Below are 22,894 nucleotides of genomic sequence, written 5' to 3'. Positions count from 1 at the left end.
TTTCACCGGGTGGGTCGGAAGCTTGGCGTCCCCTAGGGGATTCGAACCCCTGTTACCGCCGTGAAAGGGCGGTGTCCTAGGCCTCTAGACGAAGGGGACACGACACCGTACTTTTATGACGCTTTTGCTCGTTACTTTTTCATCAGACAATCTGTGTGAGCACGCCACTCGAACTAATATCTTTAGGTAAGGAGGTGATCCAACCGCAGGTTCCCCTACGGTTACCTTGTTACGACTTCACCCCAGTCATGAATCACAAAGTGGTAAGCGCCCTCCCGAAGGTTAAGCTACCTACTTCTTTTGCAACCCACTCCCATGGTGTGACGGGCGGTGTGTACAAGGCCCGGGAACGTATTCACCGTAGCATTCTGATCTACGATTACTAGCGATTCCGACTTCATGGAGTCGAGTTGCAGACTCCAATCCGGACTACGACGTACTTTATGAGGTCCGCTTGCTCTCGCGAGGTCGCTTCTCTTTGTATACGCCATTGTAGCACGTGTGTAGCCCTACTCGTAAGGGCCATGATGACTTGACGTCATCCCCACCTTCCTCCAGTTTATCACTGGCAGTCTCCTTTGAGTTCCCGGCCGAACCGCTGGCAACAAAGGATAAGGGTTGCGCTCGTTGCGGGACTTAACCCAACATTTCACAACACGAGCTGACGACAGCCATGCAGCACCTGTCTCAGAGTTCCCGAAGGCACCAAAGCATCTCTGCTAAGTTCTCTGGATGTCAAGAGTAGGTAAGGTTCTTCGCGTTGCATCGAATTAAACCACATGCTCCACCGCTTGTGCGGGCCCCCGTCAATTCATTTGAGTTTTAACCTTGCGGCCGTACTCCCCAGGCGGTCGATTTAACGCGTTAGCTCCGGAAGCCACGCCTCAAGGGCACAACCTCCAAATCGACATCGTTTACAGCGTGGACTACCAGGGTATCTAATCCTGTTTGCTCCCCACGCTTTCGCACCTGAGCGTCAGTCTTCGTCCAGGGGGCCGCCTTCGCCACCGGTATTCCTCCAGATCTCTACGCATTTCACCGCTACACCTGGAATTCTACCCCCCTCTACGAGACTCTAGCTTGCCAGTTTCAAATGCAGTTCCCAGGTTGAGCCCGGGGATTTCACATCTGACTTAACAAACCGCCTGCGTGCGCTTTACGCCCAGTAATTCCGATTAACGCTTGCACCCTCCGTATTACCGCGGCTGCTGGCACGGAGTTAGCCGGTGCTTCTTCTGCGAGTAACGTCAATTGATGAACGTATTAAGTTCACCACCTTCCTCCTCGCTGAAAGTGCTTTACAACCCGAAGGCCTTCTTCACACACGCGGCATGGCTGCATCAGGCTTGCGCCCATTGTGCAATATTCCCCACTGCTGCCTCCCGTAGGAGTCTGGACCGTGTCTCAGTTCCAGTGTGGCTGGTCATCCTCTCAGACCAGCTAGGGATCGTCGCCTAGGTGAGCCATTACCCCACCTACTAGCTAATCCCATCTGGGCACATCTGATGGCAAGAGGCCCGAAGGTCCCCCTCTTTGGTCTTGCGACATTATGCGGTATTAGCTACCGTTTCCAGTAGTTATCCCCCTCCATCAGGCAGTTTCCCAGACATTACTCACCCGTCCGCCGCTCGTCACCCAGGGAGCAAGCTCCCCTGTGCTACCGCTCGACTTGCATGTGTTAAGCCTGCCGCCAGCGTTCAATCTGAGCCATGATCAAACTCTTCAATTAAAAGCTTGATTTGCTTCCACTCGAGAAGCGATGCTCAAAGATTTACTGCATGAATTTTACTTCAGTTAGTCACTCTTCAAGACTTGATATTTTTTTGCATCCGAAGATGCTGGATATCGTCTTGTGGAGTGCCCACACAGATTGTCTGATAAATTGTTAAAGAGCAGTGAGTTAGGCGCTTTCGCTTGCTAACTCGAGGTGGCGTATATTACGCTTTCCTCTTTCAGAGTCAACCCTAATTTTCAGGATTTTTTTCTCTTTCTTCCCGGCCGCTCTGTGAAGTGAATCACTTGCGCCGTGTCGATGGAGGCGCATTATAGGGATCCGAGTTTTTTGCACAACCCCTTTTTTGATCTTTTCTTTCTGTTTGCACACTTTTCAGTCCTTCCGGGTGGATCTTGTGCGATCAGGGCCATTTTCCGCAGGATCCTGCGCGGCGACTGGTTGTAATTCCATCGCCAGGGTCTAGTATTGCCGGTAAATATGATCCCGACGTGAGGCAAGCACCATGTCCGATGCAGTACGTTCTTATCTTCAATACACACCCAAACTCGGTCAACGCGTCTTGATCGATCCTTCCAGCGTGGTGATCGGCGACGTCGATCTGGCGGATGACGTCAGCATCTGGCCGTTGGTCACCATCCGGGGCGACGTCAATGCGGTAAAGATCGGCGCGCGCAGCAATATTCAGGACGGCAGCGTACTGCATGTGACTCATCGCTCCGAACATAACCCCGACGGTTATCCCCTGTTAATTGGCGAAGACGTTACCGTGGGCCATAAAGCGATGCTGCACGGCTGCGCCATCGGCAACCGGGTGCTGGTCGGGATGGGATCGATCCTGTTGGACGGCGTAGTTGTAGAAGATGACGTGATGATTGGCGCCGGCAGTTTGGTGGCGCCGGGCAAACGCCTGGCGAGCGGCTATCTTTATATGGGTAGCCCGGCACGCCAGGTTCGGCCTTTGACCGCCGCCGAGTTGGAGGGATTGCTTTATTCTTCTAACAACTATGTACGCTGGAAAGACGAATACCTGTCGGAAGATATCTGATGGGCGCCCCGTTCCCTATAAAGAGAACGGGGTAGGATTTATGCCACCAGCTCGCTGCGCAGCTGGCGCAAGACTGGTTCTATCTCTGGCATTACTCCGTGCCACAGCAGGAAAGCATGTGCCGCCTGCCCCACCAGCATACCCAGCCCATCGGCGTATTCCGTTGCGCCCTGCTGCTGCGCCCAGGCCAGAAATGGCGTAACGCCTTGCTGATAGAACATGTCATAGCAACGGGTTTGCGCATTCACCACGCCTGCAGGCAACGCCGGGATCTCCCCGCTGATGCCGGACGCCGTCGCATTGATCACCAGATCGAACGCTTGCTGATCCAGTTGATCCATCGGCGCCGCCGAGATCTCCCCCAGATGCCGGAAAGCGTCGGCCAACTCTTGGGCCCGGCTGAAAGTGCGGTTGGTGATCGTGAGCCGGCAGCCGAAAGACAGCAGCGGCAGGATCACGCCGCGCGCCGCGCCGCCGGCGCCCACCAGCAGAATGCGATCCTGCGGCCGGATCAATTGCTGACGCTGCAGATCGGTCAACAAACCGATGCCGTCGGTGTTGTCCCCCAATAGACCGCCATTCGGCAATACCTTCAGGGTGTTAACCGCACCGGCCATCGCCGCGCGCTCACTCAGTTCAGAGGCTGCCGAATAAGCTCGCTCCTTGAAAGGCACCGTGACGTTCGCCCCCAACCCTCCGGCGCGGATAAACGCCTGCAGGCTGGTTTCAAAACCGTCCAGCGGCGCCAACACCGTCCCATAAGGATGCTCAATGCCGGTCTGGGCAGCAAACAGCGCATGAATTCGCGGCGACTTGCTGTGGCCGATAGGGTTGCCAAATACCGCAAACTTCTCCATGCCCATTACCTCTAGCCCTGACGGATCTGTTCGCCGGTCAGAGCATCTCTGATTTCGGAAGGGTTAAGACGGCCGCCTACCTTGCCGGCCAATACCGGGAAAGCCTCGCCGAACTGCCGCGTGACCTCATCCGCACTGCGACACGGTTCCAACCCACTGAGATTGGCGCTGGTCGACACCAGCGGCTTGCCGTACTGCCGGCACAGCAACTGCACCAGCGGATGATCGCTGACGCGCACCGCCAGTGAACTGAAACGCCCGGTCAACAAACGCGGCGCCTCCGGGCGAGCAGGCAACACCCAGGTTACCGGCCCAGGCCAACTGGCGAACATCGTCGCGCGCTGCTGTTCGCTGAGCGTACTGTCGTCAATATAAGGCTTAAGCTGCGCATAGTCGGCGGCGATCAAAATCAGCCCCTTTTCCCACGGCCGCTGTTTCAGCGCCAGCAATGCATTGACCGCCTGCTCGCTGTCGGGATCGCAACCCAGGCCGAATACCGCTTCGGTGGGATACGCAATCACCTGCTGTTGATGCAAAGCATCGATGATAGATAAAAGGTTCGGGCTTAATTCTGAATTCATGATGTGATTATTCTGTAGTCGCAACGGGTTTTCCGCACAGCTTGCTGGCACAGCACAGGACGGGGCCTTTTGCCGTGCGCTTTTCCATCAGCAGCGGATAATGGCAATAGGCGCATTCACCAGCGACGGGTTTAACGTTGAGAGCGAACTGGCATTCCGGGTAACGATCGCAGGAGTGAAAAACCTTGCCGTAACGCGACTTGCGCTGCAGCAGTTTGCCTTGGCCGCACTGCGGACAGGTAATGGCGGTTTCGTCAGGCTTGTCGATCACTTCTGTGTGATCGCACTGCGGATAATCGCTGCAGCCGATAAACATGCCGTAGCGCCCCTGGCGCAGCACCAACGTCGCCTGACACTTCGGGCACTGCTGCCCATCCAACACCTTAACGACATGCCCATCGGCCTGTGCTTTCAGCGGCCGAATATATTGGCATTCAGGGTACTGGGAACAGCCGAGAAAAGGGCCGTGGCGACCGCTACGGATCACCAACTCGGCCCCGCATTCCGGACAGGGTTCATTTTGCCTGGCGGCAAAAATCGCGTTTTTTGTCATAACGTCTTCTATGCGCGTTATCGGCTCAATGCAGATAACCTTCGTTCACTTCAAACAACAGTTCTTCCATTTGCTGATAGGCGCTTTCATATCCGGGGATATTAAACAGCACCATCAACACGACCCATTTCAGATCTTCGAGATCGAATTCCGCATTATCCAAAGCCATAACGCGGTCGATAACCATTTCACGGGTTTCGAGGTTCAATACCTGAATCTGTTCCAGGAACAGGAGAAAACCACGGCAGCCGGCGTCCAAACGCGCGCTTTCCTCTTCGGTATAGATCCGCATCGCCAGCGGATCGGCATCCATAAAGTAAGGCGCATTTTGACCTTCTTGCAGGTCGGCCAACTTCTCAAGCCAATTCAACGCGTTGTAGATATCATCCTGATGAAACCCCGCCTGGGCGAGATCATCGGTCAGTTGATCCTGATCGACGCGCATCTCTGGTTCATTGTGGATATAAGTTTCAAACAAGTACATGAGTACGTCGAACATGGCTTGCCCTCCTTATTCGGACATAGCCGCCGGGTACAGCTGCGATCCACCCTGCTAACTCCAGCTCGAGTAACTTGATTACCACCACTGGCACAGGTTGGCCGGCACGTTCAGCGACGACGTCAACAGGTGTCACCTCATCTCCTACGTTAGCCAACACATCGGCAAATGGCAATTCAACTTCAGCCTGCGACGCACAAATAGTTGTATTTTCGTTCAGTGGCAACCATTGAAGGCCGCTTCCCAGCAATTCGGCTATATCTTTCGGCCCAGTCACCAGATGCGCGCCCTGTTGGATCAGCCAGTGCGTGCCTTCGCTCATCGGGTTCCCTAACGGCCCCGGCAAGGCGAATACCTCACGCCCTTGCTCCAGCGCATAGCGAGCCGTCACCAGGGTACCGCTGCGCAACGAGGCTTCTATGACCAGAACGCCCTGGCTCAGCCCGCTGATAATGCGGTTGCGGCGCGGAAAATGGTCGGCCAGGGGCAAATCGGTGACCAAATGATCTGAAATCACCGCACCGCCCTGCTCGACTATCTGCTCTGCGAGCCTGTGGTGCCGCCGCGGGTAGACATTGGCCAGCCCGCAGCCCAACACCGCTATCGTGCAACCCCCGGCCGCCAGCGCTGCGCGATGGCAAATGCCGTCGATGCCGATCGCCAAACCGCTGGTGATGGTAAAACCGCAACGCGCCAATTCCTCGGCGAAATGGTTAGCCCAGCGCTCGCCGTAGTGGCTGAACTGCCGGCTGCCAACCATGGCAAGTTGCGGGCGCAACAGCGCCTGAGGATCTCCATCGATCAGCAGGAACAGCGGCGCATCGTCGATCTGGGCCAGGCATTCGGGATAGCCGGCCGCTGCATAGTTCAGCATACGGTGCGCCGGCACTTCCAGCCAACGCAAGGTGGCCGCCAGATAACCGGGATCCGTCTGGTTGAACTGTGCTCGCTGCCGTTCATTCAATCCCAGTTCACGCAACGCGCGGCGAGGCTCGCCACCCATTTGCGATAACTGCCGCACGATCCGGCTGGCCACGACGGTCTGCAGCCCCGTAACCCCCCGCATCCGTAAAGCGATCTCTTCCGGCCGCATCGTCTGTTCCCTCAGCAAAAACGGTGGTATTACCAATCTGAGCAATTGGTGCGCAATGCTGTCAATCAGGCCGGGAAATGTCTAGAATAGAGGTTAAACCTCGTTCATTACTCGGATACAGATCTAAAGATATATGTCAGTCTTGCAGGTATTACATTTCCCAGACGAGCGTCTGCGCAAAGTCGCAGCGCCGGTAAAAGAAGTCAATGCAGATATCCAGCGCATCGTGGATGATATGTTTGAAACCATGTACGCAGAGGAAGGCATTGGCCTAGCTGCGACTCAGGTGGATATCCATCAGCGCATTATCGTGATCGACGTCTCCGAGAATCGCGATCAGCGCCTGGTGCTGATCAATCCGGAGCTGCTGGAAAAAAGCGGCGAAACCGGCATCGAGGAAGGCTGTCTTTCCATTCCCGAGCAGCGTGCATTGGTACCACGCGCCGCGCAGGTGAAGATCCGCGCGCTGGATCGCGAAGGCAAATCTTTCGAGCTGGAAGCGGACGATCTGCTGGCGATCTGCATCCAGCACGAGATGGATCACCTGATGGGTAAACTGTTCGTCGATTACCTGTCGCCGCTGAAGCGCCAGCGCATTCGTCAGAAACTGGAAAAAATGGCCAAGCTCCAAGCCCGCGCCTAACCGATCAGGAAATCAACGTGTCTGACTCTTTACGGATTATTTTCGCCGGAACACCAGACTTCGCAGCGCGTCATCTTGACGCGCTGTTGTCATCTGAGCACCAGATTGTCGGCGTTTTTACCCAGCCCGACCGCCCGGCAGGCCGCGGCAACAAGTTGACGCCAAGCCCGGTAAAAGTGCTGGCTGAACAACACCAACTGCCGGTATTTCAGCCCAAATCGCTGCGCCCAGAAGAGAACCAGCGCCTGGTGGCCGATCTTAACGCCGACGTGATGGTGGTTGTTGCCTACGGGTTGATCCTGCCGCAAGCGGTGCTGGATATGCCGCGTCTCGGTTGCATCAACGTACACGGTTCGCTGCTGCCTCGCTGGCGCGGCGCGGCACCGATCCAGCGTTCGCTCTGGGCCGGCGACAGCGAAACCGGCGTGACCATCATGCAGATGGACGCCGGCCTCGATACCGGCGACATGATGCACAAGATCGCCTGCCCGATTGAGAGCAGCGACACCAGCGCCAGTCTCTACGGCAAACTGGCCCAGCTCGGCCCGCAGGGCATGCTGACGACGCTGCGCCAAATGGCCGACGGCAGCGCCACCCGCGAAGTACAGGACGAAGCGTTGGTCACTTACGCCGAGAAGCTGAGCAAAGAAGAAGCTCGCCTGGACTGGAACCTGTCCGCTGCACAACTGGAGCGCTGCATCCGCGCCTTCAACCCTTGGCCGATCAGCTACTTCACCATCGACGATCAACCGGTAAAAGTCTGGCAGGCCAGCGTGCTGGCGCAAAGCGCCAACGCGAAGCCGGGCACCGTTGTCCATGCCGACAAGCAAGGCATTCAGGTGGCGACCGCCGACGGCATCCTCAATCTGATCCAGCTGCAGCCCGCCGGTAAGAAACCGATGTCGGCGCAGGACCTGTTAAATTCACGTCGTGAATGGTTTACCCCGGGTAACCGGCTGTAAGTCACCCCACTGCCCGGCCGTTCATCGCCGGGCCGTTATTTTCTTAATGCCGATCGTTATCAGCTTCAGCCTATGAAAAATAATTACAATCTCCGCAGCATCGCTGCCAAAGCCATCGGCCAGGTGCTGGATCAGGGGCAGTCGCTCAGCACTGTCCTGCCGGCGCTGCAAACCTCCATCAGCGACAAAGATCGCGGGTTGCTGCAGGAGCTGTGTTTCGGCACGTTACGCGTGCTGCCGCAGCTCGAATGGTGCATTCAGCAATTGATGGCCAAGCCGCTGACCGGTAAGCAGCGTACGCTGCACTACTTGCTGATGGTCGGCCTGTATCAGCTGCTGTATACCCGCATCCCGGCGCACGCCGTGCTGGCGGAAACCGTGGAAGGTGCGGTAGCGCTGAAACGCCCGCAGTTAAAAGGCCTGATTAACGGCGTCTTGCGCCAATTTCAACGCCAGCAGGAAGAGCTGTTGCAACGCGCCGCCAACAATGACAGCCGCTATCTGCATCCCAGCTGGTTACTGAAACGCATTCAACAGGCTTATCCCGCCAACTGGGAACAGATCGTCGACGCCAATAACCAGAAGCCGCCGATGTGGCTGCGCGTCAACCGCCTGCATCACACCCGTGACGCTTATCTGCAGCTGCTGAACGACGCCGGCATCGCCGCGGAAACTCATTCAGACTATGCCGATGCAGTGCGTTTGCTGGCGCCTTGCGCCGTGACCGATCTGCCAGGGTTCGCCGAAGGCTGGGTCACCGTACAAGATGCTTCGGCCCAGGGCTGTGTCGATCTGTTGGATCCGCAAGACGGCGAACAGATCCTCGATCTGTGCGCCGCACCCGGCGGCAAAACCACGCATATTTTGGAAGCGGCGCCGAAAGCACACGTCATGGCGGTCGATATCGACGAACAGCGCCTGGCGCGAGTCAAAGAGAACCTGCAGCGTCTGCGTTTGCACGCAGAGGTTAAACTGGGCGATGGCCGCACTCCGCAGCAGTGGTGCGGGGACAAGCAGTTCGATCGTATCCTTCTGGACGCACCTTGCTCCGCCACCGGCGTGATCCGCCGTCATCCCGACATCAAATGGCTGCGCCGCGATCGCGACATCGCCGAACTCGCCGCACTGCAGGCAGAAATTCTGGAAGCCGTCTGGCCGCATCTAAAATCAGGCGGAGTGATGGTTTACGCCACCTGTTCTATCCTGCCGGATGAAAACAGCAACCAGATCGCCGCGTTCTTGCAACGCCACGCCGATGCCAAGCTGGTTGAAACCGGCGATGCGCAGCGGCCAGGGCGACAGAATAGCCCGCATCCCGAGGACGGCGATGGCTTCTTTTACGCTAAGCTGATTAAAATGTAATGCTTCAGGGCGTGCGTGCGCGCCCTAAGTCTTTCAGTGTGAAGCAGAGAACACGATGAAAATAATTATTCTTGGTGCCGGTCAGGTTGGCGGGACGCTGGCGGAAAACCTGGTGGGTGAAAACAACGATATCACCGTCGTCGATACCGATTCCGGCCGCTTGCGTCAGCTGCAGGATAAATTCGATTTGCGGGTGGTTCAGGGGCATGGTTCCCACCCTCGGGTGCTGCGCGAAGCCGGCGCAGAAGACGCCGACATGCTGGTCGCCGTCACCAACTCCGACGAAACCAACATGATCGCCTGCCAGATCGCCTATTCTCTGTTTAATACCCCTAACCGTATCGCCCGTATCCGCGCGCCGGAATACATCCGCGAGTCGGAGAAACTGTTCCTGCCGGAAGCGGTGCCAATCGACCATCTGATTTCGCCGGAGCAGCTAGTCATCGACTATATCTACAAGCTGATTGAATACCCTGGCGCGCTGCAGGTGGTCAACTTTGCCGAAGGCAAGGTCAGCATCGCCGCGGTTAAAGCCTATTACGGCGGCCCGCTGGTCGGCAATGCGCTCTCTTCAATGCGCGAGCACATGCCGCATATCGATACCCGCGTCGCCGCCATATTCCGCCAGGATCGTCCGATCCGTCCGCAGGGCTCGACCATTATCGAAGCCGGCGATGAAGTGTTCTTCGTCGCCGCCTCACAGCATATCCGCGCGGTGATGAGCGAACTGCAGCGGCTGGAAAAACCCTATAAGCGCATCATGATCGTCGGCGGCGGCAACGTCGGCGCCGGCCTGGCCGCCAAGCTGGAAAAAGACTACAACGTCAAACTGATCGAGCGGAATCAGCAACGCGCCGCCGAGCTGGCCGAACAGCTGCACGACACCATTGTATTCTACGGCGATGCCTCCGATCAGGAGCTGCTGGCCGAAGAGCACGTCGAGCAGGTGGATGTTTTCATCGCCATCACCAACGACGATGAGGCCAACATCATGTCCGCCATGCTGGCCAAGCGCATGGGCGCCAAGAAGGTGATGGTATTGATCCAGCGCCGCGCCTATGTCGATCTGGTGCAAGGCAGCGTGATCGATATTGCCATTTCCCCGCAGCAGGCAACCATCTCCGCGCTGCTTGGGCATGTGCGCAAAGCGGATATCGTCAGCGTCTCGTCACTGCGCCGCGGCGTGGCAGAAGCGATCGAAGCGATTGCCCACGGCGATGAAAGCACATCTAAAGTGGTCGGCCGCATCGTGGAAGACATCAAGCTGCCACCGGGTACCACCATCGGTGCGATCGTGCGTGGCGACGACGTGATCATCGCCAACGGCAACAGCAAAATCGAACAGGGCGATCACGTCATCATGTTTATTACCGACAAGAAATTCGTGCCGGACGTTGAACGCTTGTTCCAACCGAGCCCGTTCTTCTTGTAGAACGAATTTATTAGGCGATGGTCTATAATTGCGTAGTTGTTCTCTGCCTTGGGAGGAGATAAAACTTCTCGCCATTTGTGGCAAAGGGAAATTGCTTTGTTAAACTTGAGTTATTAATTCTGCAAGGGGTGCGTTCTATGAGTATGTTGAAAGAGTTTCGCGAATTTGCCATGCGCGGCAACGTGGTCGATCTGGCCGTCGGTGTGATTATCGGTGCTGCATTCGGCAAGATTGTTTCGTCCTTCGTGGCTGATATCATCATGCCACCGTTGGGCTTACTGATTGGCGGCGTCGATTTTAAACAGTTCCATCTGGTGTTACGTGAAGCTCAGGGCGCCGTACCGGCGGTGGTAATGAACTATGGTTCATTCATCCAGACCGTATTTGACTTTGTGATTGTCGCCTTCGCTATCTTCCTGGCGATTAAACTGATGAACAAGATGCGCCGCAAGCAGGAAGAAGCGCCGGCAGCGCCGCCAGAACCAACCGCAGAAGAGAAACTGCTGACGGAAATCCGTGATTTGCTGAGCCAGCAACAGCAGCCAAAGCTGTAAAACAGCATTAAGTTACGCCAATAAAAAGCCACCGATGAAGGTGGCTTTTTTAATGCCTTAAAACCAGAAAGCCAGTGGTAAATTATCGTTTGATAGTTTGCCACTGGCCTCCCAGTTACCGCCTTTGTTGTGTTTTTCTTTACGCCGGTAGCTGCCTTTGCCTTTCACATTCTTTTCCACTCGTTGGCGGAATAGCGGGTCATGCAGCAGCGCCTCAATGGCGTTATCTTGAATCTGGCCTTTAGTGTGACGATATTTCGTCATGGTAATGCTCCTGTAAAAGGTAGGGTAATAAAACGAGCCGATAATACTGCCGGCAATATAAAAATTAAAGTGCCGTCAGCAACCTTTTTTGCCTTTATCATCGCTGGCGCCCTGTTCCAAGGCTTCCAGAATAGAACAATAGTTGCTGGTATGGGCGGTGCCACAGCAGGCATCACTCAAGCGTTTCAACGATTCGCGCATGCGGGTCAGCTCCGCCAACTTGCTTTCAACTTCACTCAGGCGAGCATCGACGATCGACTTCGATTCCTGGCAGGTATGGTGTTCAGGATCAACCCGGATCGACAGCAGTTCGGCGATCGTTTCCAGAGTAAAGCCCAACTGTTTGGCATAGCGAATAAAACGCAGCCGCTGCAGGTCCTGCTCCGTATACAGCCGATAACCGCCTTCGGTGCGGACATTGTGATCCATCATGCCCTGCTTTTCATAGTAACGCACGGTATCCGGCGTCACTTCGGCGAGCTTGGCCAACTGACCTATCTTGAACATTACCGCTCCTCTCGGGTGAACTTGCCATCAAGCGCGCGCTGATATTCGCCATGCAAGAAATCGGTGCTCATCCCAGCCTGACGCAGCCGGTGCTCCAGTAGCGCCATGCGCTTGCTGAGATCGACATAGTCCGGATGTTCGCTATTAATCTCTTGCAGCAAGCGAGCAACGGTCAACGCCTCTTTACGATCTTCCAGCGCCGGCGGCAGGTAACCGGCATTTTTCAGCAAACGGTAACCGGCGCGTAGCTCGGGCGGCACCGCGCTGTCATCTTCCAGCGCCAGCGGCTGCCCCTGGCCAGGCAGGTTGTCGAACTCGCCTTTATCCTGAGCATCAAGGATATGACGTTCCGCCCATTGATCAAGCAACCCCATGACAGACAGCCTCGGTTAGCCTAATGAATAAGCCTTAGCATAGCGGATAGGGGCGGGGATCTTAAGCACTGCAGGGGAATTGCGCACATTTGGCTGGATTTGGACGTAAAAAAACCGGGCAAGCCCGGTTTTTTTACGCGTCTACAGATTACTCTGCAGTTGCTACTTCTGCTTGAGACTCAGCACGATCAACCAGCTCGATGTATGCCATCGGCGCGTTGTCGCCTGCGCGGAAGCCACACTTCAGAATGCGAGTGTAACCACCGGCACGGCTCGCGAAACGCGGGCCCAGCTCGTTAAACAGTTTTGCCACGATCTCGTTATCACGAGTACGGGCGAATGCCAGACGACGATTAGCTACGCTGTCGGTCTTGGCAAGAGTAATCAGCGGCTCAACAACGCGACGCAGCTCTTTTGCTTTTGGCAGGGTCGTCTTGATGATCTCATGACGAACCAAAGAGCCGGCCATGTTACGGAACATAGCCTGGCGATGGCTGCTGTTACGGTTCAGTTGACGACCACTCTTACGATGGCGCATGACCTTATCCTTCTCAGTAAAACCTTAACCTGTGATCCGGTTACTCGTCAGCAATGCTTGCCGGCGGCCAGTTTTCCAGGCGCATGCCCAGAGACAGACCACGTGAGGCCAGCACGTCTTTAATCTCGGTAAGAGATTTTTTACCCAGGTTTGGCGTTTTCAGCAACTCAACCTCGGTACGCTGTACCAGATCACCGATGTAGTGGATAGCTTCTGCCTTGAGGCAGTTAGCAGAGCGGACAGTCAATTCCAGATCGTCAACAGGGCGCAGCAAGATCGGATCGAATTCCGGTTTCTCTTCTTTAACTTCCGGCTGACGCACATCACGCAGGTCAACGAAAGCTTCAAGTTGTTCAGCCAGAATGGTGGCCGCACGGCGGATCGCCTCTTCAGGATCGATCGTGCCATTGGTCTCCATTTCGATGACCAGCTTATCCAAGTCAGTACGCTGTTCTACACGCGCAGCTTCAACATTGTAGGCGATACGCTCTACAGGGCTGTAGCAGGCGTCAACCAACAGACGACCGATTGGGCGCTCATCTTCTTCCGAATGAATTCGGGCAGAAGCCGGCACATAACCGCGACCGCGCTGAACTTTGATACGCATGCTGATAGCCGCGTTCTCATCAGTCAGGTGGCAAATCACGTGCTGAGGCTTGACGATTTCGACATCACCATCATGGGTGATGTCGGCAGCGGTCACAGGGCCAATGCCAGATTTATTCAGGGTAAGAATAACTTCGTCTTTGCCTTGAACTCTCACCGCCAGCCCTTTCAGGTTGAGCAGGATCTCCAGGATATCTTCCTGTACGCCTTCTTTGGTGCTGTACTCATGCAGTACACCATCAATCTCAACCTCGGTCACCGCGCAACCCGGCATAGATGAAAGCAGAATACGGCGCAGTGCGTTGCCAAGAGTATGGCCAAAGCCACGCTCTAAAGGCTCAAGGGTCACCTTGGCGTGCGTCGAACTGACTTGCTCGATATCTACCAGGCGCGGTTTTAGAAACTCTGTCACAGAACCCTGCATTGTGTCCTCTCTTTGGTACTAAGCTTTACTTGGAGTAAAGCTCGACGATCAGGTGTTCGTTAATGTCCGCAGACAGATCGGTACGTTCAGGCATACGCTTGAACACGCCTTCCATCTTAGCAGCATCAACTTCCAGCCAAGTCGGCTTTTCACGCTGCTCAGCCAGCTCCAGAGAAGCTTTAACACGAGACTGCTTTTTAGCTTTCTCGCGGATGCTGACTACGTCATTCGGAGATACCTGATAAGAAGCGATGTTAACAACGCGACCGTTTACCATAACTGCTTTGTGGCTAACCAGCTGACGTGACTCTGCACGAGTAGCGCCGAAGCCCATACGGTAAACAACGTTGTCCAGACGACCTTCCAGCAGCTGCAACAGGTTTTCACCGGTGTTGCCCTTCAGGCGGGTTGCTTCTTTGTAATAGTTGCGGAATTGACGCTCCAGAATGCCGTACATACGACGAACTTTCTGCTTCTCACGCAACTGAACACCGTAATCAGACAGACGCGGTTTACGCGCACCGTGCTGACCAGGTGCTTGTTCAATTTTACACTTGGAATCGATCGCGCGAACGCCAGACTTAAGGAACAGGTCTGTGCCCTCACGACGGCTCAGCTTGAGCTTAGGACCCAAATATCTTGCCATTTTCTTTCTCCAACAATCCTAAAAGCTGCGTTACACGCGGCGCTTTTTCGGCGGACGACAACCGTTATGAGGGATCGGAGTCACATCAGTAATGTTAGTGATGCGGAAACCAGCCGCGTTCAGAGCGCGGATAGTAGACTCACGACCAGGACCAGGTCCTTTAACCATAACTTCCAGGTTCTTGATACCGTATTCTTTCACTGCGTCAGCACAACGTTCTGCTGCAACCTGTGCTGCGAACGGAGTGGACTTACGAGAACCACGGAAACCGGAACCACCGGCTGTTGCCCAACCCAAAGCATTACCCTGACGATCAGTGATGGTAACGATGGTGTTGTTGAAAGAAGCATGGATATGAGCCACGCCGTCAGAGACTTGCTTTCTTACACGCTTACGTGTACGAACAGGTGCCTTTGCCATTATTCAATAACCCCGATTATTTCTTGATCGGCTTGCGCGGACCCTTACGGGTACGAGCGTTGGTCTTGGTGCGCTGACCGCGTACCGGCAGACCACGACGATGACGCAAACCACGATAGCAACCAAGGTCCATAAGACGCTTGATGCTCAGGGTAATTTCACGACGCAAATCACCCTCAACGGTGTATTTGGCAACTGCATCACGAAGCTTTTCGATTTGCTCTTCAGACAGCTCACTGATCTTAACATTTTCAGCAATACCCGTAGATGCACAGATAGCCTGTGAACGGGTTTTACCGATACCGAAGATCGACGTTAAGGCGATAACGGTATGTTTATGATCAGGAATGTTAATGCCTGCTATACGGGCCACTATGCACTCCTACTATTTTATACAGCAACACCATTCTGAAAAGCCCGTTTTCAGGATACTCAAATAATGTTGCAGTGCGACATACAAAAGATTGGCTGGCTAATCTAGCCAGCTCAACCCAACTTTGCAAGAAAAATATGCGAGATAATCAGCCTTGACGCTGTTTATGCTTCGGCTCGGCGCTGCAAATCACACGAACGACACCGTTACGCTTAACGATTTTGCAGTTACGACATAATTTCTTGACGGAAGCACGAACTTTCATTTTTACTCTCCGTAACTTCTCAAACGAATCTGACTAGCGGTTATAGCCTTTCAGATTTGCTTTCTTCAATGCAGACTCGTACTGACTTGACATCATCAGAGTTTGCACTTGAGCCATAAAGTCCATGATGACGACAACCACGATCAGTAGCGAGGTACCACCAAAGTAGAATGGTACTTTCATTGCATCACGCATGAACTCCGGGATCAGGCAGATGAAAGTAATGTACATCGCGCCCACCAGGGTTAAACGCGTCATTACTTTATCGATATACTTCGCCGTTTGCTCTCCCGGACGAATTCCTGGTACGAAGGCACCGGACTTCTTCAGGTTATCTGCTGTCTCACGCGGGTTGAAAACCAACGCCGTGTAGAAGAAACAGAAGAAGATGATTGCAGACGCATAGAGTAACACATAAAGCGGTTGCCCTGGCTGCAAATACAGCGAAATCGTAGTCAGCCAGTTCCAACCGGTACCGCCCCCAAACCATGATGCAATCGTGGCCGGGAACAGAATAATGCTGGAAGCGAAAATCGCCGGGATAACACCCGCCATGTTCACTTTCAACGGTAAGTGTGTACTCTGTGCTGCATAAACACGACGACCTTGTTGACGCTTCGCATAGTTAACGACGATACGACGTTGACCACGCTCGATGAAAACAACGAAGAAGGTTACTGCAAACACCAATACTGCAACCAACAGCAGCAGGAGGAAGTGCAGGTCGCCTTGCCGCGCTTGCTCAATAGTATGGGCCACTGCCGGCGGGAGCCCCGCTACAATACCCGCGAAGATAATGATCGAGATACCGTTGCCGATACCGCGCTCAGTAATCTGCTCACCCAGCCACATCAGGAACATTGTCCCGGTTACCAGGCTCACAACCGCAGTAAAGTAGAATGCAAAGCCTGGGTTTAACACCAGGCCCTGCATACCAGGCATATTCGGCAGACCGGTAGCAATACCGATCGACTGGAATATGGCCAATACCAGCGTACCGTAGCGGGTGTACTGGCTAATCTTGCGACGGCCAGCCTCCCCTTCTTTCTTGATTTCCGCCAACGCCGGATGAACCACCGTCAGCAGCTGGATAATGATCGACGCCGAGATATACGGCATGATCCCCAGAGCAAAGATAGAAGCACGGCTGAGGGCACCACCAGAGAACATGTTAAACATTTCAATGATAGTGCCTCTCTGCTGCTCAAGCAATTTGGCAAGCACAGTGGCATCGATACCAGGAATCGGAATGAAAGAGCCGATGCGGAAGACAATCAGCGCGCCGATGACAAACAAAAGTCTGCGCTTCAGCTCGCCGAGCCCGCCTTTAGCACTTTGAAAATCTAATCCTGGTTGCTTAGCCATCTGCTACTTATTCCTCAATTTTACCGCCAGCAGCCTCGATAGCAGCACGAGCGCCTTTGGTGACACGCAGACCACGCAGGGTTACCGGACGAGCGACTTCGCCAGAAAGTACAACTTTCGCGAATTCGATCTGGACACCAACTACGTTAGCGGCTTTCAGCGCGTTCAGGTCGATAACATCGCCTTCAACCAGAGCCAGCTCAGACAGACGAACTTCTGCCGTGATCATCGCTTTGCGTGAAGTGAAGCCGAATTTCGGCAGACGACGGTACAGAGGCATCTGACCACCTTCGAAACCACGACGTACGCCACCGCCAGAACGAGACTTCTGACCTTTGTGACCACGGCCGCCGGTTTTACCCAGGCCAGAACCAATACCACGACCTACACGCTTAGGCGCATGCTTGGCACCTTCAGCCGGAGACAGAGTATTTAAACGCATCTGTTACTCCTCAACTTTAACCATGTAGGAAACCAGGTTGACCATACCGCGAACAGCAGGAGTATCCTCGCGCTCTACGGTGTGACCAATACGACGCAGACCCAGACCGAGCAGAGTAGCTTTATGCTTCGGCAGACGGCCAATTGAGCTGCGAGTTTGTGTAACTTTAATAGTCTTAGCCATGGTCAATTACCCCAGAATGTCGGCAACGGATTTACCACGCTTAGCAGCGACCATTTCAGGAGACTTCATATTCGCCAGAGCGTCGATAGTTGCACGAACCACGTTGATCGGGTTGGTGGAACCATAAGCTTTAGCCAATACGTTGTGCACCCCAGCAACTTCGAGAACGGCGCGCATTGCACCGCCCGCGATGATACCGGTACCTTCATGAGCAGGCTGCATGAACACGCGAGAACCCGTGTGAGCGCCCTTAACAGGGTGCTGCAGGGTGCCGCTGTTCAGCGCGACGTTCATCATGTTGCGACGGGCTTTTTCCATCGCTTTCTGGATCGCTGCTGGAACTTCGCGTGCTTTGCCGTAGCCAAAACCAACGCGACCGTTACCATCACCAACTACAGTCAGTGCGGTAAAGCTGAAAATACGGCCACCTTTTACGGTTTTAGATACGCGGTTTACCGCGATCAGCTTTTCCTGCAGTTCGCCAGCTTGTTTTTCGATGTGAGCCATCTTAAACCTCTTCCTTAGAACTGAAGGCCAGCTTCACGGGCAGCATCTGCCAGTGCCTGGACTCGACCATGATATTGGAAACCGGAACGGTCAAAGGATACTTTCGCAATCCCTTTTTCCAACGCGCGCTCAGCCAGAGCTTTACCTACGGCTGCTGCTGCGTCTTTGTTACCGGAATACTTCAGTTGCTCCGCGATAGCTTTTTCTAAAGTAGAAGCGGCTACCAGTACTTCAGAACCGTTTGGAGCAATCACCTGTGCGTAAATGTGACGCGGGGTACGATGTACCACCAGGCGGGTTGCACCCAGCTCTTGGAGCTTGCGGCGTGCGCGGGTCGCACGACGGATACGAGCAGATTTCTTATCCATAGTGTTACCTTACTTCTTCTTAGCCTCTTTGGTACGCACGACTTCGTCGGCGTAACGAACACCCTTGCCTTTGTAAGGCTCAGGACGACGGTAAGCGCGCAGATCTGCTGCTACCTGGCCAATTACCTGCTTATCAGCGCCTTTCAGCACGATTTCAGTTTGGCTTGGGCATTCAGCAGTGATACCTGCCGGCAGCTGGTGATCGATAGGGTGAGAGAAGCCCAGGGCCAAATTCACCACGTTGCCTTTAACGGCAGCACGATAACCAACACCTACCAGTTGAAGCTTCTTGGTGAAGCCTTCGGTAACACCAACAACCATTGCGTTCAGCAGAGCGCGCGTAGTACCCGCTTGGGCCCATGCGTTAGCAAAACCTTCGCGCGGAGCGAAAGTCAGTGCGTTAGCTTCTTGCTTCACTTCAACGGCGTCGTGGATAGTACGAGTCAACTCGCCGTTTTTACCCTTAATCGAAATAACCTGACCGTTGAGTTTTACCTCTACGCCGGCAGGAATGACGACGGGTGCTTTTGCAACACGAGACATTCTTTCCTCCCGAATTAAGCTACGTAGCAGATAATCTCGCCACCCAGACCAGCCTGGCGAGCTGCACGATCGGTCATAACACCTTTAGAGGTAGAAACAACAGCGATACCCAAACCGGCCATAACTTTTGGCAGCTCATCTTTTTTCTTGTAGATGCGCAGACCTGGACGGCTGATACGTTGAATGCTTTCTACCACAGCTTTGCCCTGGAAGTACTTCAGTACCAGTTCCAGAACAGGCTTGGCGTCGCCTTCGATTTTGAAATCTTCAATAAAACCTTCTTCCTTCAGCACGTTGGCAATTGCCACTTTCAGCTTGGAGGAAGGCATGGTGACCGCAACTTTGTTCGCGGCTTGACCGTTACGGATACGGGTCAGCATATCCGCGATCGGATCTTGCATGCTCATCTGTCTTTACTCCCGTGATTCAATTGGTAATTACCAGCTAGCCTTTTTCAAGCCTGGTACTTCACCGCGCATAGCGGCTTCACGAAGCTTAATACGGCTCAACCCGAATTTGCCCACATAACCATGTGGACGGCCAGTTTGGCGGCAGCGTTTACGCTGACGAGACGGGCTGGAATCACGCGGCAGAGTTTGCAGCTTGAGAACGGCATTCCAACGATCTTCATCGGATGCGTTCACATCAGAGATAATAGCTTTCAGTTCAGCGCGTTTTGCAAAGAACTTGTCAGCTAATTTCACGCGCTTGACTTCGCGTGCTTTCATTGATTGCTTAGCCATCAGTAACCCTGCCTTACTTGCGGAACGGGAAGTTAAAAGCAGCCAGCAGCGCGCGGCCTTCATCATCAGATTTCGCAGTAGTGGTAATGGTAATATCCAAACCACGAACGCGATCGACTTTGTCGTAGTCGATTTCTGGGAAGATGATTTGCTCACGCACGCCCATGCTGTAGTTGCCACGGCCATCGAATGACTTGGCGGACAGGCCACGGAAGTCACGGATACGTGGAACAGCAATGGAGATCAGACGCTCAAAGAACTCCCACATGCGTTCGCCACGCAGAGTTACTTTACAGCCGATCGGATAGCCCTGACGGATTTTGAAGCCTGCAACAGATTTGCGGGCTTTGGTGATCAACGGTTTTTGACCGGAGATGGCTGCCAGGTCCGCTGCGGCGTTATCCAGCAGTTTCTTGTCAGCAATCGCTTCACCAACACCCATGTTCAGGGTGATCTTCTCGACCCGAGGGACTTGCATGACAGAGTTGTAATCAAACTGAGACATCAGTTGTTTGACTACCTCGTCTTTGTAGTAATCATGCAGTTTCGCCATCGTATTACTCCAAATTACTTGATAGTTTCGCTGTTAGACTTGAAGAAACGGACTTTTTTGCCGTCTTCGAATCTAAAGCCTACACGGTCAGCCTTGCCGGTAGCCGCGTTGAAGATAGCAATGTTAGAAACCTGAATTGCAGCTTCTTTCTCAACAATGCCGCCTGGTTGGTTCAGAGCCGGAACCGGCTTCTGGTGTTTCTTAACCAGGTTGATGCCTTCAACAATGACCTTGCCAGCAGACAGGACATTTTTTACTTTACCGCGCTTACCTTTGTCTTTCCCGGTAATCACGATAACTTCGTCATCACGACGGATCTTCGCTGCCATGTTCGCTCCTTAGAGTACTTCTGGTGCCAGAGAGATAATTTTCATGAACTTCTCATTACGCAGTTCACGAGTTACCGGCCCAAAAATACGCGTACCGATTGGCTGCTCGCTGTTATTGTTCAAAATAACGCATGCATTGCCATCGAAGCGAATGACAGAACCGTCCGGGCGACGTACACCCTTCTTGGTGCGCACCACTACCGCCTTCAGAACATCGCCTTTCTTCACCTTACCGCGAGGAATTGCTTCCTTGATGGTAATTTTGATGATGTCGCCGACGCCTGCGTAGCGACGGTGCGAGCCACCTAGAACCTTGATACACATTACGCGACGTGCACCGGAGTTGTCGGCGACGTTCAGCATAGTCTGTTCTTGGATCATTTTAGTGCTCCGCTAATGTCAACTACTACTTTAAAGACCCAAGTAAAAATTAGGCCGTTGAAAAGCCCCATAACCGAGGGCGCAGCATTATAACACCGCTTACTTGGTATGGGTAGAAAAAATAAACGGCTCATTTTCTGAGCCGTTTATTAAGTGAGAGCCAGCTACTCTATTACAGAATCGCTTTCTCTACAACGCGAACCAACGTCCAGGACTTGGTCTTGGACAGTGGGCGGCATTCGCGGATTTCCACCACGTCGCCGGTACCACATTCGTTGTTCTCGTCATGTACGTGCAGCTTGGTCGTACGTTTGATGAATTTCCCGTAGATCGGGTGCTTCACAGTACGCTCGATAGCAACAACGATGGATTTCTCCATTTTATCGCTAACAACACGACCCTGCAGGGTACGGATAACTTCAGTCATTTACACACCCGCCTTTTGAGTCAGTAAAGTCTTAACGCGTGCGACGTCACGACGCACTTGTTTCAACAGGTGAGTTTGTTGCAGCTGGCCACTGGCCGCCTGCATGCGCAAGTTGAATTGCTCACGCAGCAGGTTGAGCAGCTCGGCATTCAGCTCTTCAACGCTTTTTTCACGCAGCTCTTGTGCTTTCATTACATCACCGTCTTAGTTACAAAGGTGGTTTTGATCGGCAGTTTCGCTGCTGCCAGTTTGAATGCCTCGCGGGCAACCTCTTCTGGCACGCCGTCCATTTCGTACAGGACCTTACCAGGCTGGATCAGGGCAACCCAATACTCCACGTTACCCTTACCTTTACCCATACGCACTTCCAGCGGCTTCTCGGTGATCGGTTTGTCCGGGAATACACGGATCCAGATCTTGCCTTGACGCTTAACTGCACGAGTCATTGCACGACGAGCTGCTTCGATTTGACGAGCAGTCAGACGGCCACGGCCAACAGCTTTCAGACCGAAAGTGCCGAAGCTAACATCCGTACCTTGCGCCAGACCACGGTTGCGGCCCTTGTGCACCTTACGGAATTTTGTACGCTTTGGTTGTAACATCAGCGACTCTCCTTACTTGCGGCCTTTACGCTGCTGCTTTTTAGGTTGAGCAGCCGGTTCCGGTTGTTCAACTGCAGCCATACCACCCAGGATCTCACCTTTGAAGATCCATACCTTAACGCCGATTACACCATAAGTGGTGTGCGCTTCAGATGTGTTGTAGTCGATGTCCGCACGCAGAGTGTGCAATGGAACACGACCTTCGCGGTACCATTCGGTACGTGCGATTTCGGCGCCGCCAAGACGGCCGCTTACTTCAACTTTGATACCTTTAGCGCCAAGACGCATTGCGTTCTGTACTGCACGCTTCATAGCACGACGGAACATAACGCGACGTTCCAGCTGAGAAGTGATGCTGTCAGCAACCAATTTAGCGTCGAGTTCCGGTTTACGGACTTCGGCGATGTTGATCTGTGCAGGAACGCCAGCGATGTCCGCTACGACCTTGCGCAGTTTTTCGACGTCTTCACCTTTCTTGCCGATAACGATGCCTGGGCGAGCAGTGTGAATGGTCACACGGATGCTCTTCGCAGGACGCTCGATAACGATGCGAGAAACGGAAGCTTTCGACAGTTCCTTAGTCAGGAATTGACGAACTTTAAAGTCGCTGTCCAGGTTGTCAGCGAATTCTTTGGTATTCGCATACCAAGTAGAGTTCCAAGGTTTGACAATACCCAGGCGAATACCATTAGGATGTACTTTCTGACCCATTGCTAGT

35 protein-coding genes, 1 tRNA gene and 1 rRNA gene are annotated in these 22,894 nt (G+C 53.8%); 6 read left to right on the top strand and 31 right to left on the bottom strand.

The annotated features are described in order from the left end of the window. Positions 1-23: 23 nt before the first annotated feature. Positions 24-99: transfer RNA gene (locus ACMGF7_RS09850), tRNA-Glu, on the bottom strand. An 88-nt stretch (positions 100-187) separates the two neighbouring features. Continuing rightward, a 16S ribosomal RNA gene (locus ACMGF7_RS09845) occupies positions 188-1,729 on the bottom strand. 508 nt (positions 1,730-2,237) lie between these two features. Here ACMGF7_RS09845 and ACMGF7_RS09840 point away from each other — a divergent pair. Further along, positions 2,238-2,780, top strand: coding sequence for a gamma carbonic anhydrase family protein (locus ACMGF7_RS09840; RefSeq protein WP_049241883.1), 543 nt, complete (start codon positions 2,238-2,240; stop codon positions 2,778-2,780). Positions 2,781-2,818: 38 nt separating this feature from the next. Here the strand turns inward: ACMGF7_RS09840 and aroE are convergent, their stop codons facing one another. The 5 genes from aroE to dprA are packed head-to-tail and all read right to left on the bottom strand — an operon-like array spanning position 2,819 to position 6,363. Further along, positions 2,819-3,637 (bottom strand): shikimate dehydrogenase, encoded by an 819-nt coding sequence (gene aroE, locus ACMGF7_RS09835; protein WP_049241893.1) that lies wholly within the window; start codon positions 3,635-3,637, stop codon positions 2,819-2,821. An 11-nt stretch (positions 3,638-3,648) separates the two neighbouring features. After that, entirely contained in the window at positions 3,649-4,218 is a 570-nt protein-coding gene (gene tsaC / locus ACMGF7_RS09830; RefSeq protein WP_049241885.1) for an L-threonylcarbamoyladenylate synthase type 1 TsaC, read from the bottom strand. A gap of 7 nt (positions 4,219-4,225) precedes the next feature. Next, positions 4,226-4,771, bottom strand: coding sequence for a type I DNA topoisomerase (locus ACMGF7_RS09825; RefSeq protein ID WP_004929705.1), 546 nt, complete (start codon positions 4,769-4,771; stop codon positions 4,226-4,228). 25 nt (positions 4,772-4,796) lie between these two features. Beyond that, on the bottom strand, positions 4,797-5,270 hold the full coding sequence (smg, locus tag ACMGF7_RS09820; RefSeq protein ID WP_004929707.1) for a DUF494 family protein Smg: 474 nt from the start codon (positions 5,268-5,270) through the stop codon (positions 4,797-4,799). Next, positions 5,242-6,363: a DNA-protecting protein DprA gene (dprA, locus tag ACMGF7_RS09815; protein ID WP_021505263.1), complete on the bottom strand. Its 1,122-nt coding sequence runs from the start codon at positions 6,361-6,363 to the stop codon at positions 5,242-5,244. Before dprA ends, smg begins: the two co-directional genes overlap by 29 nt. A 133-nt stretch (positions 6,364-6,496) precedes the next feature. Here dprA and def point away from each other — a divergent pair, with 133 nt between their 5' ends. From def to mscL, 5 genes are all read left to right on the top strand, one after another. After that, a complete protein-coding gene (gene def, locus ACMGF7_RS09810; RefSeq protein WP_004929710.1) occupies positions 6,497-7,006 on the top strand; it encodes a peptide deformylase in 510 nt (169 codons plus the stop codon). 17 nt (positions 7,007-7,023) lie between these two features. After that, positions 7,024-7,968, top strand: coding sequence for a methionyl-tRNA formyltransferase (fmt, locus tag ACMGF7_RS09805; protein ID WP_049241887.1), 945 nt, complete (start codon positions 7,024-7,026; stop codon positions 7,966-7,968). Between the two features lie 72 nt (positions 7,969-8,040). Next, complete coding sequence (rsmB, locus tag ACMGF7_RS09800; RefSeq protein WP_049241889.1) at positions 8,041-9,330, top strand: 16S rRNA (cytosine(967)-C(5))-methyltransferase RsmB; 1,290 nt, start codon at positions 8,041-8,043, stop codon at positions 9,328-9,330. 55 nt (positions 9,331-9,385) lie between these two features. Next, entirely contained in the window at positions 9,386-10,762 is a 1,377-nt protein-coding gene (gene trkA, locus ACMGF7_RS09795; protein WP_004929716.1) for a Trk system potassium transporter TrkA, read from the top strand. Between the two features lie 137 nt (positions 10,763-10,899). After that, positions 10,900-11,316: a large-conductance mechanosensitive channel protein MscL gene (mscL, locus tag ACMGF7_RS09790; protein ID WP_015379263.1), complete on the top strand. Its 417-nt coding sequence runs from the start codon at positions 10,900-10,902 to the stop codon at positions 11,314-11,316. A gap of 57 nt (positions 11,317-11,373) precedes the next feature. On the opposite strand, the gene ACMGF7_RS09785 is transcribed toward mscL, so the two are convergent. The 24 genes from ACMGF7_RS09785 to rpsC all read right to left on the bottom strand — a co-directional run bounded on the left by ACMGF7_RS09785 (position 11,374) and on the right by rpsC (position 22,887). Next, complete coding sequence (locus tag ACMGF7_RS09785; RefSeq protein ID WP_004929720.1) at positions 11,374-11,580, bottom strand: alternative ribosome-rescue factor A; 207 nt, start codon at positions 11,578-11,580, stop codon at positions 11,374-11,376. A gap of 75 nt (positions 11,581-11,655) precedes the next feature. Beyond that, positions 11,656-12,087: a Zn(2+)-responsive transcriptional regulator gene (zntR, locus tag ACMGF7_RS09780; protein WP_016930321.1), complete on the bottom strand. Its 432-nt coding sequence runs from the start codon at positions 12,085-12,087 to the stop codon at positions 11,656-11,658. Then, positions 12,087-12,461, bottom strand: a complete 375-nt coding sequence (locus ACMGF7_RS09775; RefSeq protein WP_004929724.1) for a DUF1992 domain-containing protein — start codon at positions 12,459-12,461, stop codon at positions 12,087-12,089. Before ACMGF7_RS09775 ends, zntR begins: the two co-directional genes overlap by 1 nt. Positions 12,462-12,609: 148 nt before the next feature. Beyond that, positions 12,610-12,999 (bottom strand): 50S ribosomal protein L17, encoded by a 390-nt coding sequence (gene rplQ / locus ACMGF7_RS09770; protein WP_004929726.1) that lies wholly within the window; start codon positions 12,997-12,999, stop codon positions 12,610-12,612. Positions 13,000-13,039: 40 nt separating this feature from the next. Beyond that, complete coding sequence (locus tag ACMGF7_RS09765; protein WP_002919219.1) at positions 13,040-14,029, bottom strand: DNA-directed RNA polymerase subunit alpha; 990 nt, start codon at positions 14,027-14,029, stop codon at positions 13,040-13,042. 25 nt (positions 14,030-14,054) lie between these two features. Continuing rightward, entirely contained in the window at positions 14,055-14,675 is a 621-nt protein-coding gene (gene rpsD, locus ACMGF7_RS09760) for a 30S ribosomal protein S4 (RefSeq protein ID WP_004929729.1), read from the bottom strand. A gap of 30 nt (positions 14,676-14,705) precedes the next feature. Further along, the gene (gene rpsK / locus ACMGF7_RS09755; protein WP_004929731.1) at positions 14,706-15,095 is read right to left on the bottom strand and encodes a 30S ribosomal protein S11; all 390 of its coding nucleotides are present in this window, start codon (positions 15,093-15,095) and stop codon (positions 14,706-14,708) included. 16 nt (positions 15,096-15,111) lie between these two features. After that, positions 15,112-15,468, bottom strand: coding sequence for a 30S ribosomal protein S13 (rpsM, locus tag ACMGF7_RS09750; protein ID WP_004929734.1), 357 nt, complete (start codon positions 15,466-15,468; stop codon positions 15,112-15,114). Between the two features lie 148 nt (positions 15,469-15,616). After that, a complete protein-coding gene (gene rpmJ, locus ACMGF7_RS09745; protein ID WP_002227352.1) occupies positions 15,617-15,733 on the bottom strand; it encodes a 50S ribosomal protein L36 in 117 nt (38 codons plus the stop codon). Positions 15,734-15,766: 33 nt separating this feature from the next. After that, on the bottom strand, positions 15,767-17,098 hold the full coding sequence (gene secY, locus ACMGF7_RS09740; RefSeq protein WP_004929740.1) for a preprotein translocase subunit SecY: 1,332 nt from the start codon (positions 17,096-17,098) through the stop codon (positions 15,767-15,769). Between the two features lie 7 nt (positions 17,099-17,105). Next, positions 17,106-17,540 carry a 50S ribosomal protein L15 gene (rplO, locus tag ACMGF7_RS09735; RefSeq protein WP_004929742.1) on the bottom strand — a complete coding sequence of 145 codons (435 nt, stop codon included), beginning with the start codon at positions 17,538-17,540 and terminating at the stop codon, positions 17,106-17,108. 3 nt (positions 17,541-17,543) lie between these two features. Next, the gene (gene rpmD, locus ACMGF7_RS09730; protein WP_048232028.1) at positions 17,544-17,723 is read right to left on the bottom strand and encodes a 50S ribosomal protein L30; all 180 of its coding nucleotides are present in this window, start codon (positions 17,721-17,723) and stop codon (positions 17,544-17,546) included. A 6-nt stretch (positions 17,724-17,729) separates the two neighbouring features. Next, on the bottom strand, positions 17,730-18,230 hold the full coding sequence (gene rpsE / locus ACMGF7_RS09725) for a 30S ribosomal protein S5 (protein WP_004929747.1): 501 nt from the start codon (positions 18,228-18,230) through the stop codon (positions 17,730-17,732). Positions 18,231-18,244: 14 nt separating this feature from the next. Beyond that, the gene (gene rplR / locus ACMGF7_RS09720; RefSeq protein WP_004929748.1) at positions 18,245-18,598 is read right to left on the bottom strand and encodes a 50S ribosomal protein L18; all 354 of its coding nucleotides are present in this window, start codon (positions 18,596-18,598) and stop codon (positions 18,245-18,247) included. Positions 18,599-18,607: 9 nt separating this feature from the next. Beyond that, positions 18,608-19,141 (bottom strand): 50S ribosomal protein L6, encoded by a 534-nt coding sequence (gene rplF, locus ACMGF7_RS09715; RefSeq protein ID WP_004929751.1) that lies wholly within the window; start codon positions 19,139-19,141, stop codon positions 18,608-18,610. A 14-nt stretch (positions 19,142-19,155) separates the two neighbouring features. Next, complete coding sequence (gene rpsH, locus ACMGF7_RS09710; RefSeq protein ID WP_004929753.1) at positions 19,156-19,548, bottom strand: 30S ribosomal protein S8; 393 nt, start codon at positions 19,546-19,548, stop codon at positions 19,156-19,158. Positions 19,549-19,578: 30 nt separating this feature from the next. Then, a complete protein-coding gene (gene rpsN, locus ACMGF7_RS09705; protein WP_004929754.1) occupies positions 19,579-19,884 on the bottom strand; it encodes a 30S ribosomal protein S14 in 306 nt (101 codons plus the stop codon). Positions 19,885-19,897: 13 nt separating this feature from the next. Next, positions 19,898-20,437: a 50S ribosomal protein L5 gene (gene rplE / locus ACMGF7_RS09700; RefSeq protein ID WP_004929756.1), complete on the bottom strand. Its 540-nt coding sequence runs from the start codon at positions 20,435-20,437 to the stop codon at positions 19,898-19,900. A 14-nt stretch (positions 20,438-20,451) separates the two neighbouring features. Further along, positions 20,452-20,766 carry a 50S ribosomal protein L24 gene (rplX, locus tag ACMGF7_RS09695; RefSeq protein WP_004929758.1) on the bottom strand — a complete coding sequence of 105 codons (315 nt, stop codon included), beginning with the start codon at positions 20,764-20,766 and terminating at the stop codon, positions 20,452-20,454. Positions 20,767-20,775: 9 nt separating this feature from the next. Continuing rightward, positions 20,776-21,147, bottom strand: a complete 372-nt coding sequence (rplN, locus tag ACMGF7_RS09690) for a 50S ribosomal protein L14 (RefSeq protein WP_000613954.1) — start codon at positions 21,145-21,147, stop codon at positions 20,776-20,778. A gap of 172 nt (positions 21,148-21,319) precedes the next feature. Next, positions 21,320-21,574: a 30S ribosomal protein S17 gene (gene rpsQ, locus ACMGF7_RS09685; RefSeq protein WP_004929760.1), complete on the bottom strand. Its 255-nt coding sequence runs from the start codon at positions 21,572-21,574 to the stop codon at positions 21,320-21,322. Further along, the gene (rpmC, locus tag ACMGF7_RS09680) at positions 21,575-21,766 is read right to left on the bottom strand and encodes a 50S ribosomal protein L29 (RefSeq protein WP_004929762.1); all 192 of its coding nucleotides are present in this window, start codon (positions 21,764-21,766) and stop codon (positions 21,575-21,577) included. Further along, a complete protein-coding gene (rplP, locus tag ACMGF7_RS09675; protein ID WP_004929764.1) occupies positions 21,766-22,176 on the bottom strand; it encodes a 50S ribosomal protein L16 in 411 nt (136 codons plus the stop codon). The genes rpmC and rplP overlap by 1 nt, the downstream gene beginning before the upstream one ends. Before the next feature lie 12 nt (positions 22,177-22,188). Then, positions 22,189-22,887, bottom strand: a complete 699-nt coding sequence (gene rpsC / locus ACMGF7_RS09670; protein WP_004929766.1) for a 30S ribosomal protein S3 — start codon at positions 22,885-22,887, stop codon at positions 22,189-22,191. Positions 22,888-22,894: the final 7 nt, after the last annotated feature.

Origin of the sequence: Serratia sp. BNK-17 (genome assembly GCF_048684935.1) — a bacterium.
Classification (GTDB): domain Bacteria; phylum Pseudomonadota; class Gammaproteobacteria; order Enterobacterales; family Enterobacteriaceae; genus Serratia; species Serratia nematodiphila.
The sequence above is the reverse complement of the archived record's forward strand: the minus strand, read 5'-3'. Positions and strand labels throughout refer to the sequence as shown.

Excerpts from the sequence above, each read along its gene's own strand:
- ACMGF7_RS09840 (WP_049241883.1), top strand. The coding sequence starts at position 2,238 with ATGTCCGATGCAGTACGTTCTTATCTTCAATACACACCCAAACTCGGT.
- aroE (WP_049241893.1), bottom strand. The coding sequence starts at position 3,637 with ATGGAGAAGTTTGCGGTATTTGGCAACCCTATCGGCCACAGCAAGTCG.
- tsaC (WP_049241885.1), bottom strand. The coding sequence starts at position 4,218 with ATGAATTCAGAATTAAGCCCGAACCTTTTATCTATCATCGATGCTTTG.
- ACMGF7_RS09825 (WP_004929705.1), bottom strand. The coding sequence starts at position 4,771 with ATGACAAAAAACGCGATTTTTGCCGCCAGGCAAAATGAACCCTGTCCG.
- smg (WP_004929707.1), bottom strand. The coding sequence starts at position 5,270 with ATGTTCGACGTACTCATGTACTTGTTTGAAACTTATATCCACAATGAA.
- dprA (WP_021505263.1), bottom strand. The coding sequence starts at position 6,363 with ATGCGGCCGGAAGAGATCGCTTTACGGATGCGGGGGGTTACGGGGCTG.
- def (WP_004929710.1), top strand. The coding sequence starts at position 6,497 with ATGTCAGTCTTGCAGGTATTACATTTCCCAGACGAGCGTCTGCGCAAA.
- rsmB (WP_049241889.1), top strand. The coding sequence starts at position 8,041 with ATGAAAAATAATTACAATCTCCGCAGCATCGCTGCCAAAGCCATCGGC.
- trkA (WP_004929716.1), top strand. The coding sequence starts at position 9,386 with ATGAAAATAATTATTCTTGGTGCCGGTCAGGTTGGCGGGACGCTGGCG.
- mscL (WP_015379263.1), top strand. The coding sequence starts at position 10,900 with ATGAGTATGTTGAAAGAGTTTCGCGAATTTGCCATGCGCGGCAACGTG.
- ACMGF7_RS09785 (WP_004929720.1), bottom strand. The coding sequence starts at position 11,580 with ATGACGAAATATCGTCACACTAAAGGCCAGATTCAAGATAACGCCATT.
- zntR (WP_016930321.1), bottom strand. The coding sequence starts at position 12,087 with ATGTTCAAGATAGGTCAGTTGGCCAAGCTCGCCGAAGTGACGCCGGAT.
- ACMGF7_RS09775 (WP_004929724.1), bottom strand. The coding sequence starts at position 12,461 with ATGGGGTTGCTTGATCAATGGGCGGAACGTCATATCCTTGATGCTCAG.
- rplQ (WP_004929726.1), bottom strand. The coding sequence starts at position 12,999 with ATGCGCCATCGTAAGAGTGGTCGTCAACTGAACCGTAACAGCAGCCAT.
- ACMGF7_RS09765 (WP_002919219.1), bottom strand. The coding sequence starts at position 14,029 with ATGCAGGGTTCTGTGACAGAGTTTCTAAAACCGCGCCTGGTAGATATC.
- rpsD (WP_004929729.1), bottom strand. The coding sequence starts at position 14,675 with ATGGCAAGATATTTGGGTCCTAAGCTCAAGCTGAGCCGTCGTGAGGGC.
- rpsK (WP_004929731.1), bottom strand. The coding sequence starts at position 15,095 with ATGGCAAAGGCACCTGTTCGTACACGTAAGCGTGTAAGAAAGCAAGTC.
- rpmJ (WP_002227352.1), bottom strand. The coding sequence starts at position 15,733 with ATGAAAGTTCGTGCTTCCGTCAAGAAATTATGTCGTAACTGCAAAATC.
- secY (WP_004929740.1), bottom strand. The coding sequence starts at position 17,098 with ATGGCTAAGCAACCAGGATTAGATTTTCAAAGTGCTAAAGGCGGGCTC.
- rplO (WP_004929742.1), bottom strand. The coding sequence starts at position 17,540 with ATGCGTTTAAATACTCTGTCTCCGGCTGAAGGTGCCAAGCATGCGCCT.
- rpmD (WP_048232028.1), bottom strand. The coding sequence starts at position 17,723 with ATGGCTAAGACTATTAAAGTTACACAAACTCGCAGCTCAATTGGCCGT.
- rpsE (WP_004929747.1), bottom strand. The coding sequence starts at position 18,230 with ATGGCTCACATCGAAAAACAAGCTGGCGAACTGCAGGAAAAGCTGATC.
- rplR (WP_004929748.1), bottom strand. The coding sequence starts at position 18,598 with ATGGATAAGAAATCTGCTCGTATCCGTCGTGCGACCCGCGCACGCCGC.
- rplF (WP_004929751.1), bottom strand. The coding sequence starts at position 19,141 with ATGTCTCGTGTTGCAAAAGCACCCGTCGTCATTCCTGCCGGCGTAGAG.
- rpsH (WP_004929753.1), bottom strand. The coding sequence starts at position 19,548 with ATGAGCATGCAAGATCCGATCGCGGATATGCTGACCCGTATCCGTAAC.
- rpsN (WP_004929754.1), bottom strand. The coding sequence starts at position 19,884 with ATGGCTAAGCAATCAATGAAAGCACGCGAAGTCAAGCGCGTGAAATTA.
- rplE (WP_004929756.1), bottom strand. The coding sequence starts at position 20,437 with ATGGCGAAACTGCATGATTACTACAAAGACGAGGTAGTCAAACAACTG.
- rplX (WP_004929758.1), bottom strand. The coding sequence starts at position 20,766 with ATGGCAGCGAAGATCCGTCGTGATGACGAAGTTATCGTGATTACCGGG.
- rplN (WP_000613954.1), bottom strand. The coding sequence starts at position 21,147 with ATGATCCAAGAACAGACTATGCTGAACGTCGCCGACAACTCCGGTGCA.
- rpsQ (WP_004929760.1), bottom strand. The coding sequence starts at position 21,574 with ATGACTGAAGTTATCCGTACCCTGCAGGGTCGTGTTGTTAGCGATAAA.
- rpmC (WP_004929762.1), bottom strand. The coding sequence starts at position 21,766 with ATGAAAGCACAAGAGCTGCGTGAAAAAAGCGTTGAAGAGCTGAATGCC.
- rplP (WP_004929764.1), bottom strand. The coding sequence starts at position 22,176 with ATGTTACAACCAAAGCGTACAAAATTCCGTAAGGTGCACAAGGGCCGC.
- rpsC (WP_004929766.1), bottom strand. The coding sequence starts at position 22,887 with ATGGGTCAGAAAGTACATCCTAATGGTATTCGCCTGGGTATTGTCAAA.